Consider the following 11,784-nt stretch of genomic DNA (forward strand, 5'->3'; position numbering starts at 1 on the left):
TATAAATTTAGTTTAGCCTTTTTATTTTAGTTTTAATATCATTATTTAATGAACTTCATAAATATCTGAAAGTTCTAATTCTATATTTTTATCATCAGTTATATAGTCAACCAAATTATTACTATCTTCAGTATGATCAAGTCTTATATTAGGTAGCCAAACTATAAATTCGGTGCCAGAGGTATCATCACTTATTAATTCAACTTTCCCTCCATGTAAATCTGCAATAGACTTAACTATACTAAGTCCAATACCACTACCTTCATTTCTTCTTTTTAAAGATTTATCAGCTTGAACGAAGCGATCAAATATAGAGGCTTGCATTTCCTTTGGAATTCCCATTCCGTTATCTTTTACACTAATTTTAACCCAATCATCTAAAGCTATTAAATCAACAAATATTTCACCATGATTTGAGGTGAATTTTATTGAATTAGAAAGTAAATTCAAAATAAGTCTTTCAAGTTTAACAGGGTCACATTTTATAATATTTTCTTCTACATTTGTATCAAATATTATTGATATAAACTTGTTTTCAGCATGTGGAATCACCGATGAAACAATATTTTCAACAAGTGATACTATATCTCTATTTGTAAAATCTGCATTTAAAAAGCCAACGTCTATTTTACTAACATCAATTAAGTTATTGATAAGTCTAAGCATTCTATAGCAATTCATTTTTAAGCCTTTTTTATATTTATCATAAAAATCATTGAAGTTAAGTGGCTCTTTTTCATGTTTTGAGTTAAGTAATTGAACTGTAGAATATATTATATTAAGTGGAGTTCTAAGTTCATGAGATATATTAGCAAAGAATTCATTTTTTACTTGTTCATATGCTTTAGCTTCTCTAAATTTAACAGTTAAATTTTCAAGTTTTCTTTTTGATGTAAGGTTTTTAGCAACTATAACTTTTCCATAAGGAATACCATTGTCATCTGTTAATGACCTTATAATAGATTCTACGTAAACAACAGAATGTTTTCCAATGAGTTTGCATTTAACATTATCATCATCATTTTCTTTAAGTTGATTTATAATTTCATCATTTTTACCTAAAAGGTTTCTTATATGAAGTCCGTAGATTTCATCATAAGTATAATTAAGTACTTTCAGGACAGAGTGATTTACATAAGTTATATTTCCTTTTGGATCAACACTTATTATTAAATCCTGAATATTATTATTTATACAACTTAAAAGTTGTTCATTTTTCTTTATATTTTGTGAAAGTACGAATTCTTCTGTTATATCTTTTAAATTTAAAGCATAATAATTTTTACCTTCAACTGATAAAACTTGTGCATATAGGTTAACTATTTTATTAGTTTTTAATTTTAATTTACCTTCCCAGCTACCTTTAGTAAGTAATGATTTAATAGCATAAGCTTCATTAAGGTTATCTATAAAGACTGCATTATCAAAAAGGCTTTCTACTTCTTTTAATTGTTCCTCTAATGAGTTTGTTTTACAATAACGATCTCTAATAGTTTTATTTGTATATATAACTTTCTTGTTTCTATCATATAAAATTATAGAACTGCTAGTATTGAATTCAACTAAATGATAGAAAACCTGAAGTTCTTTTTGAAGTAGAGCACCATTTCTATTTTTTGTTATTATTTCATTAAAAACACCACTTATAGCAAGTAAAAATGAAAATATTGTAAGTAGTAATACTAAGTTATTATTAGCTTTATATAATGAAATAGTAGGGAATAATACTTCGCATATCCAGTAGATTCCTCTTAAAGCTATAAGAAGCATACTACCAACAATAAATGAGTATATAAGCTCTCTATCTTTTAAGCTTTTTATAGAAATAAATATACAAGCTATTATATATAGTAGTACTATTATGCTCATTAATTCTGCATATAAAAATACGTTATTTACAAAGAGATTATCAAAAAAGATTTTATAATTAATCATAGGAACTATAGTTGAAAATATAAAAACTAAAATAGAAGTAGTTACCTTATGTTTAATTAATATTTTTGCGATTCCGTTCTTATTAAAAGCAACATAAAAAAGAATACATATTCTAAAAATTGAATGTATGAATATAAATTTATCAAAAATTATTAGATTATGACCTTGTGTTACTAAAAGTTCAACAGATAAATTCATATAAATTAAGGAGATTATAAAAAAATCATCCTTTTTAGTGCTTGTATAATAAACAAGTGCACTTAGGTACGCCATAGCTCCTAGGATTAAAGCTAAATGCAATGCAAATGATGGTATACTACTTGTATTAACTATATTGGTAGGAGTAGTAGAATTGTAAATTTTATAAATAATATTTGTTAAAAATAGTCCGAACATAGAAAAAATCAAAAATATCGAGAATTTAATCTTTCTTCTAGTATTGTCTTTATCTTTATAATCATTAAAAATATGAAAAAATATTTGATTATCCATGTTTTTTAATCTCCTTAGTAAGAATCTGAACTTATATTTTATCTTATATTATCAATTTTATCATAATTAAATACAAATATTTACACTAAGTTTAATAAATATAAGTCTAATTTCTTCATAAATATTAATTACAATTAATTTGTTATTCTTAATTTGTTGAATTAAAGGTTCAAAAGTTTTAGTTATTTTAAAATTTTTAATTACTTTTGAATTAATATTTAGTGAAAAATAATAATAGGGAATATTTAGAGATTTTAAATTACAACTTAAGATAAATAAATGAAAAAAAATAACTGATTTTTAATATAAGATTATTTCAAAAAAGATAGTTATTTATTTTTATATTATCACTTATAAAAAAATATATTGAGATTATTTTGTAAAAAATATGTTTATTTTTAATAAATATATAATTAGGTTTTATTTGTTTATAATATTTAATACTAGGTAGTAGTTAAAATTAATTTATTATAAATAGATTTTAATTGACAAAAAACGACATATGATATATCATACATAAGTATTTAAATATATTTTATATTTTGATAATATTTTTTTTACATTTAAGATGAATAATTTAATTAACAAACGAAAATATAATAATTAACAATAGTAATGATGACATATATCCTTTATTTGGGCATCTGGGATATATTGAGTTAGTGATGCAACCGACTATTCTTTATAAATAAAATTATAAAGTTTTAGTCGTTTTTTTTTATTTGGATATTCAAATAATATGATAAAGGAGTGATTAAATGAGAGGAAGGAAGAAACAGATTTTTATTATTGCCATAGTAGCTTTTATTGCAATGGTGGTAAACATAATATCACCTGGAGTTATTGCATTCGGTCAGAGTTCAACTTCATTACAAAATAATAGTGCAGTTGAAATAACAAGTGTTAGCTTTGATAACAACGATGTAAGAGATGGGATGATAAAAACACTAAATATTCAATATAAAATTTTGGATAGAACTAAGTTGCAAGCTGGGGACAAAATAACAGTACAGCTCCCAGATATATTTAAGGATATAACGCCCAAATATCCAAAGGAGCACTTTTCAAGTGCTAGTGTAAATAATGGATTAGTTACTTTAATATTTAATGAGAATGTAGGAAGTGCAGTTCAAGGATACATAAATATAGAAATGACTGGAGATTCAAATATTGAAGACAAGACTTATCCAGTTGTTATTAAACTAGGAAATCAAACTGAAACTTTAGAATTAAATGGTCAAGGTAGAGGAACTGAGGGCGGTTCAGGAACATCTCCAGTTATGTATAAAGGTTCATATTTACCAATGGACTATACAGGTACAGGAATAATAAGTGATAGAAATGAACCTATTAAATATTACGTTGAAATTAATAGAGATAAGATACCTGAATTAAACAATGCAAGGTTTGTTGACAATATTCCTAAAGGAATGGTTTTAGATGTAAATAGCATATCAATAATAAAAAATGACTATTATGGTATTTCAACAGATGTTACTAAGGATTTCTTTGAAAGAGGTATAGCAAAAGCAACGAATAATTCTTTAGAAATAAACTTTGGAAATATACCATATGAGCAATATTCATTAACATATAATACATTAGTAATATCTAATGAACCAAGTTATGTTAATAATGCAACTTTATATCATGACAATACAGAGTCAAATTCAAGTTCAACTGCTAAGCTTGGATCAGATGCAGGAGCATTAAATGTTCACAAGATGGTAAATAAGACAAATGTCACAAATAATGCTGATGACCAAAATATTGAGTATCAGATAAAATTTGATTCTTATGGAACTTTTATAAAGGGAACTATGAGTATTACAGATACTTTAGATTCAAGATTAGCTGATATAAAAATTACTTCTACAAATCAATTTACTACATCATATGATAAGAATACTAGGGTATTAACTATTATTAATGATAAATCAAATATAAATCCTGGGGATGATGCTCATATTACAATAGAAGCTAGTATGAGGAATGTTCAACCTGGAGATACAGTGACAAATGTTGCTTATGTAAATGGAAATCCTACAGAAGAGGTTTCTACTAAAAAGAATCCAAAAGTGAATATAATTAAAATTGAAAAAGGTGATAAAACTCAAACAATGTTGGCTGGAGCTGTTTATTCAGTACAAAATAGTGAAGGTCAATCAGTAAAAGATGTTTATGGAAATATTGTTGGAGATATTACAACATTATCAACGGAACCAATAATATTAGAGTTACCTTATGGAAGTTATCAATTAGTTGAGAAAAAGGCACCAGAAGGATATAAAATAAATAATACTCCTATAACATTTCAAGTTACTGAGAATAGTAAAACAGTTAATGTAGTAGCTGAAGATGAATTAGTACCGACTACAGGTAATTTGATAATTAAAAAAACTGATGAAAATGGAAATTTACTTGATGGAGCTAAGTTTAGCTTAATGCAGGGTGATAAAGTTATCGTAACTGGAATAAGTCAAGATGGTTTAGTTAGCTTTAATAATATTAAAGCTGGAACTTATACAATTGTTGAAAATGAAGCACCTAAAGGATATATTGTAGCATCTGATGAAAATGTTGATATAGTTGCTGGTGAGACTTTAAACAAGACTATAGTCAATAATAAAATTAAGGGTAATATCCAGATAACAAAAGTAGATTCTACAGACAATAATAAGAAGTTACAAGGAGCAGAATTTACAGTTAAAAGTTTAGATGGAAAAATATCTGAGACAAAAGAAACAAATGGAGATGGATTAGTAGAATTTGATAATCTACCTTATGGAAGTTATACATATGAAGAAACAAAAGCACCAGAGGGCTATGTTTTAGATACAACTAAAGTTAACTTTGAAGTAACTGAAAATGGTAAGCTATTAACTTTTACTGCTGAGGATGATCCAATACAAGGGGATATTCAAATAAATAAGGTTGATTCAGAAACAGGAGATGAATTAGTAGGTGCTAAGTTTGAAATAAGAGATTCAGAAAATAACTTAGTTGATACTATAACAACAGATAAGCAAGGTGTTGCTACCTTATCTGGATTAAAGTACGGAGACTATACATTCCAAGAAGTAAAGGCACCAATTGGTTATGGAATTGACTCATCAAAAATTCCTTTTACAGTATCAGAGCATGGAAAAACATTAGAATTTACAGCTAAGAATACTAAAATAAAGGGCGGAATAAAAATAACTAAAGTAGACTCAGAAACTAAAAAGGTCTTAGAGGGAGCAATTTTCAACGTTAAGGATTCAAATGGAAATGTAGTTGGAACACAAGCTACTGGAGAAGATGGAATTGCAGAATTTAACAATTTACCTTTTGGTGAATATACATTTGAGGAAACAAAGGCACCGATAGGATATCAATTAAATAGTACACCAGTTAGTTTTTCTATAGCAGAAAATAATAAGATTGTAGAATTTACAGCTAATAATAATCTTATAAAAGGTGGAATAAAAATAACTAAGGTAGATTCTAAAACTGGAGATGTTTTAGAAAATGCTACATTCCAAATAAAAAATTCAGAGGGAGTTGTAGTAGGTACACAGACTACAGGTAAAGAGGGAATAGTTGAGTTTGATAATTTACCATATGGAAATTATACGTATGTGGAAACAAAAGCTCCAAAAGGCTATGTTTTAAACCCTACGGCAGTTAAATTTTCTATAACAGAAAATGATAAGGTACTAGAGTTTAAAGCAGAAAATAATAATATAGTTGGAGGAATCAAAATATTAAAAATTGATTCTTTAAATAAGAATCCTCTTAAGGGTGCAGAGTTTATGATTGAAACTGCTAATGGTGATTTAGTTGAAACACAGACTACTGGAGACAATGGAGCAGTAGAGTTTAACAATTTACCATATGGTGATTATACGTTCAGAGAGATAACTGCACCTATAGGATATATTTTAGATGAAACACCAGTTAAGTTTTCAATAACAGAGAATGATAAAATAATAGAATTTACGGCTGAAAATAATATCATTAAAGGTGGTATCAAAATAACAAAATATGATTCTGAAACTAACAAGATTTTAGAAGGAGCGACTTTTGTAGTTAAAGATTCAAGTGGAAATGTTGTTGATACAAAGATTACAGATGAAAATGGAGTTGTAGAATTTAATAATTTACCATATGGAACTTATACATATGAGGAAACAAAAGCCCCAAGTGGATATTTATTAAATACAAATCCTGTTACCTTTAAGATAAGTCAAAACAATGAAATTTCTTCATATAGAGCTTACAATAATAAGGATCAATGTGAAGTACAAATTACAAAGGTTGATTTAGCAAATGCTAATATAAAATTAGAAGGTGCTAAGTTTGAAGTGGTTAATAAATTAACTAATAATGTTGATGGAATATTAGTTACAAATGCTGATGGAGTAGCATCAATAAAGCTAGTGCCAGGAACCTATAAATTAGTTGAAGTTGATGCACCAATAGGATACATAAAAAGTGATATTGAAAAAGAATTTACTATTATTTCAGGAGAAACTACACCAATAAATATACAAGTTGCTAACGGAAAAATACATGGTGGAGTGAAGATAACAAAAGTTGATTCAGAAACAGGTGCAGTTTTAAGTGGAGCAGAATTTGAAGTTAAAAATGGTTCAGGAATATCAATGGGAATAAAAACTACTGATGAGAATGGAGTAGTTGATTTTGGTGATTTACCATATGGAGATTATACATTTACAGAAATAAAAGCTCCAGAAGGATATTTACTAGACAAAACACCTGTTGAATTTTCAATACTAGAAAACGGTAGAGTAATTGAATTTACAGCTAAAGATGATCCAATAAAAGGTAATATGCAAATAACAAAGGTTGATTCAGAGACAGGAGATAATTTAGCAGGGGCCAAGTTTGATATAAAAGATTCAATAGGAAAGTTAGTTCAAACAGTAACTACTGATGCACAAGGAATAGCTACTATATCAGGTTTAACTTATGGAGATTATACATTCCAAGAGGTTGTGGCTCCAACTGGGTATATATTAAGCACAGAGGTAGTTCCATTTAAGGTTTCAGAGCATGGTAAAACATTAGAGTTTACTGCTAAAAATACTGAGATAAAAGGTGGAATTAAAATAACAAAAGTAGACTCTGAAAATAATAAAGTTTTAGAAGGGGCTACTTTCCAAGTAAAAGATTCTAATGGTAATGTAGTAAATACACAAGATACAAATGAATTAGGTATTGCCGAGTTTAATAATTTACCATATGGTGATTACACATTTGTAGAGACAAAGGCACCAACAGGATATCAATTAGATAGTACACCGGTTAATTTTTCAATAGCAAAAAATAATAAGATTTTAGAGTTTACTGCTAAGAATAATATTATAAAAGGTGGAGTTAACATAACTAAGATTGATTCTGAAACTGGAAATCCTCTTGAAGGAGCAGAATTTACTATAAAGAATTCAGATGGAAAGGTAATTTCTACACAATCTACTAATAAGGATGGACTCGTAGAATTTAATAACCTACCATATGGAGATTACACATATGAAGAAACAAAAGCTCCAGAAGGATATTTAATTAATTCAACAAAAGTAAATTTCTCAATAGTTGATAATAATAAAGTTTTAAGTTTTACAGCTAAGAATGATCTAATAAAAGGTGATATTCAAATAACTAAAGTAGATTCAGAGACAGGAAATGCTTTGGCAGGAGCTATATTTGCGATAAGAGACTCACAAGGTGATTTAATGCAAACAGTAACTACTGACGAACAAGGAGTAGCAACTGTATCAGGATTAGCATATGGAGATTATACATATGAAGAGGTTAAAGCACCAATAGGATATATATTAAATTCACAAGGTGTTCCATTTGAGTTAACAGAGCATGGAAAAACATTAGAATTTACAGCTAAAAATGCTATTATCAAAGGTGGAATCAAAATAATAAAAGTAGACTCTGAGAATAATAAACTTCTTGAAGGTGCAGAGTTTGTTGTTAAAAATTCAGAAGGAAAAGTTGTAGATACACAAACTACTAATAAAGAGGGAATTGTAGAATTTAACAACCTACCATATGGAAATTACACTTACGAGGAAACAAAGGCGCCAAAAGGATATTTATTAAATAATACACCAGTTAAATTCGAAATAACTGATAATGAAAAAATCTTAGAATTTACAGCTAAGAATGATATGATAAAAGGTGGAATCAAAATAGTTAAGGTTGATTCTGAAAGTAATAAAGTACTTGAAGGGGCAGAGTTCACTATTAAAGATTCTATAGGAAATATAGTTGCTACAGGAATGACTGATAAAGATGGAATTCTAGAGTTTGATAATTTATCATATGGAAACTATACATATGAAGAAACAAAAGCTCCAAATGGATATACTTTAGACAAGACAGCTATTAAATTTGAAGTTAAAGAAGATAATCAAAAGTTAGAATTTACAGTTAAAAACACAAAAGCTCCAGGGGATAAAATCATAGAGACTCCTCATACTGAAGATAAAAGTGATGATAATATTACAACTCTTCCTAAGACAGGAGGATTATTATCAGAAAGAGTAATTTTAATTTTGGGTATTGGATTAATGATACTAAGCTTAGTCTTAGCAGTTATTGTTAATAAAAAGATAGTAAAATAAATAGTTTATAAATAACAAGTTCTATATGGTTTAACAAGCTATATAGAGCTTGTTTTTTTTATATATACTATAAAGTTTATATTTATTTAAATTAAAATTCATATAAATTTCAAACTAAAGTTCCAATATAAAAGTATTATATTAATTGTTTAATTATTTTTAGATTATTAATTGATATATTTTCATATTTATATAAATTACGGGCAAAATAAATAGGGGGTAATATCAATATTATAATTATGAGTAGGAGAAAAAATATGAACACTGATTTAAAACAAAAGAAAAGATTAGACTATTTAGATATAGCAAAAGGAATTCTTATAATAAGTGTTGTGTTATGTCATGCACCTTTTGATCCAGCATGGTATTTATATTGGTTCCATATGCCTGCATTCTTTATAATAAGTGGGATGCTTTATAAGAGAGGAATATCTGTTAAGGAACAAGCAATAAAGTTTTTTGTTCCATATGCAATATTCTCATTAGTTGATATAGGATTTAATTATATGATGTATTATCATGGACACTTTGGTATAGATGGATTTATTCAGGAAATAGCTAAGTATGCTTATGGTGGAAAGGCTACTTGGGGAGTATTTTGGTTTATACCGGTTATGTTTGTAACAAAAGTATTGTTTGATAAATTAAATAAGCATCTAAAGCCAAGAATGTTATTTGTTGTATGTACATTAAGTTATATTGTAGCGCATATGTACTCAATGAAATTTGTGCCTTCAGATATAACAGATATAACTCACAAACAATTTGTTATTTGGAATCTTGATACTGTATTAATAACTTTACCTTATTATGCTATAGGATATTATATAACTAAGAAAAATATTCAAAAGATATTTGAGTCTACAATGACTCTTATAGCATCTTTTATTGGAATTGTTGTTTTATGCGTAATCAATATAGATAAAGGTGTTTACTATTACTTAAACATAAAATATTCTTTATATCAAAATCCAATATTTGATTTATTAATGCCAGTTACAATAACAGTATTTATACTTTCAATAAGCTATCAACTTAGTAATTTAAAATACAAAAGGTTGTTTACCATAATAGGTGCAAATTCGCTTATAATAATGTATCTTCATAAGCAAGTAGCAACACTATTTATGGATATGTTCGGATTTGGATATATTATGTTTACTATAATAGGTGTATTAATACCATTGCTTATGGTTGTACTTATTAATAAGAGCTTACTAACTAAGTTTTTGTTTAAGGGAGATTTGACTTTATATAGAAGACATAAAGATCAATTAAGATCTATAGAGATGATAAAACCTAAGGATATAATAGTAGAAAATAAATAAATTTAAAAGACTTAGATTTTTTATAGATCTAGGCCTTTTTTGTACTAATTTATGTATGTAAAGAATATAATCTACACAAGAAATATATAATTGGGGGGCTATATATGCTTAGAATGAGAGAAGCGTGTATTAAAGAGTTTTATCTAAACAACAGAAGAGGGTTGATAGATACTGATGGATGTATATACCTAGATGGTAGATATGCAGGAGTTATGGCACCCAATGGAATTGTATATATAGAAGGCAAAAGAGGATTTATAGGAAAACGTGGAGAGATGTATCTAGATGGAGAAAAAATAGGTTTTTTAAATAATTATAGTGTTGCTTACTAACACTAGGTTTAGTAGTAAAAGTTATGGGGTAGTATCATAGTTACTTCATAACTTTTTTTCTATGTTAAATATTTTAACAATAAATCTAAAGGTATATAATATATATTAGAGTTTACAAAATATTTATAAACTTGTAAGGATGGAGGTGGCGTATGAATATAGAGCAAAAACGATTTAGTACATATAAAGAAATATCTATATTAATAATATTAATACCTATGTTATTTATAATATTAGATACTATTGGAAGAATGAATGCTAGTATAAATAACAAAAACTTTTTAGAAGAGATATTTAATTTTGCGTTTATACATAGAGAGATAATTGTGAAGACAGTATTACTTTTACTGGTAGTTTTTATAGTATCTAAGATAAAAATAATAAAAGAGAAATTTATATTAGGAGATTTTAAAGTTATAATAGGATATACCGTACTAGGAGTAATTGGGTATAAGTTTTTTGGAAGTGATTATGGTCTTCATAAATCGTTAGACATATATATTATGAGTATAATAGCTTTATTTTTAGTTGTATCTGGAATAAATGATATGGTTTCTTCTGTTGATAGTATAGATACTACTTATGAAGAAAAATCATCCTTTGAAAAACTTATATATTCTAGAATTAAATGTTTAGGTATAGCATATTTTATAATTTATGTAGTATTAATATCAATTGAAAATATAAAAACAATATTAACAAGTAGTTTTATAGCTAGAATGATTGAAGATTATAGTCAGTATTATAACAATACTGCTAGAATTATTTCTGTATTAGGAATAATAATAGCTTTAGTTCTAATATTTATGATTAGAAAATCATTTCACACTTTAAATTTATGTTATGAAGAATATAATTATATAATTAAACATAAAACTTTCATTGAGGACATAAAAAAGGATATAAATAGAATAAATAATAGAATTAATTCTACTAATAAATATTTTAATAATAAGTTTAGAAAGCTTGAGGATAAAAAAGCGCAAGTTTTCTTAAAGGGCATGTTTGATTTATTCAAGGATAATAAGAAATAATATTTTAAAAATTTTAAGACCT

General features: G+C 26.6%; 5 protein-coding genes and 1 riboswitch. Of the genes, 4 read left to right on the forward strand and 1 reads right to left on the reverse strand.

All coding sequences use genetic code 11. The features are described 5' to 3' along the window. Positions 1-45 precede the first annotated feature (45 nt). A complete protein-coding gene (locus ACQZHJ_RS01505) occupies positions 46-2,427 on the reverse strand; it encodes an ATP-binding protein (RefSeq protein WP_430483786.1) in 2,382 nt (793 codons plus the stop codon). Positions 2,428-3,029: 602 nt separating this feature from the next. After that, positions 3,030-3,113, forward strand: a riboswitch (cyclic di-GMP riboswitch). Positions 3,114-3,185: 72 nt separating this feature from the next. Between ACQZHJ_RS01505 and ACQZHJ_RS01510 the strand changes: the two genes are divergently transcribed. From ACQZHJ_RS01510 to ACQZHJ_RS01525, 4 genes are all read left to right on the forward strand, one after another. Continuing rightward, entirely contained in the window at positions 3,186-9,068 is a 5,883-nt protein-coding gene (locus ACQZHJ_RS01510) for an MSCRAMM family protein (RefSeq protein ID WP_430483787.1), read from the forward strand. A 239-nt stretch (positions 9,069-9,307) separates the two neighbouring features. After that, entirely contained in the window at positions 9,308-10,396 is a 1,089-nt protein-coding gene (locus ACQZHJ_RS01515) for an acyltransferase family protein (RefSeq protein WP_430483788.1), read from the forward strand. 104 nt (positions 10,397-10,500) lie between these two features. Continuing rightward, positions 10,501-10,728: a hypothetical protein gene (locus ACQZHJ_RS01520; protein ID WP_430483789.1), complete on the forward strand. Its 228-nt coding sequence runs from the start codon at positions 10,501-10,503 to the stop codon at positions 10,726-10,728. A gap of 152 nt (positions 10,729-10,880) precedes the next feature. Further along, positions 10,881-11,762 (forward strand): hypothetical protein, encoded by an 882-nt coding sequence (locus ACQZHJ_RS01525; RefSeq protein WP_430483790.1) that lies wholly within the window; start codon positions 10,881-10,883, stop codon positions 11,760-11,762. Positions 11,763-11,784: the final 22 nt, after the last annotated feature.

The organism is Clostridium sp. B9 (assembly GCF_050509515.1).
Lineage (GTDB): Bacteria > Bacillota > Clostridia > Clostridiales > Clostridiaceae > Sarcina.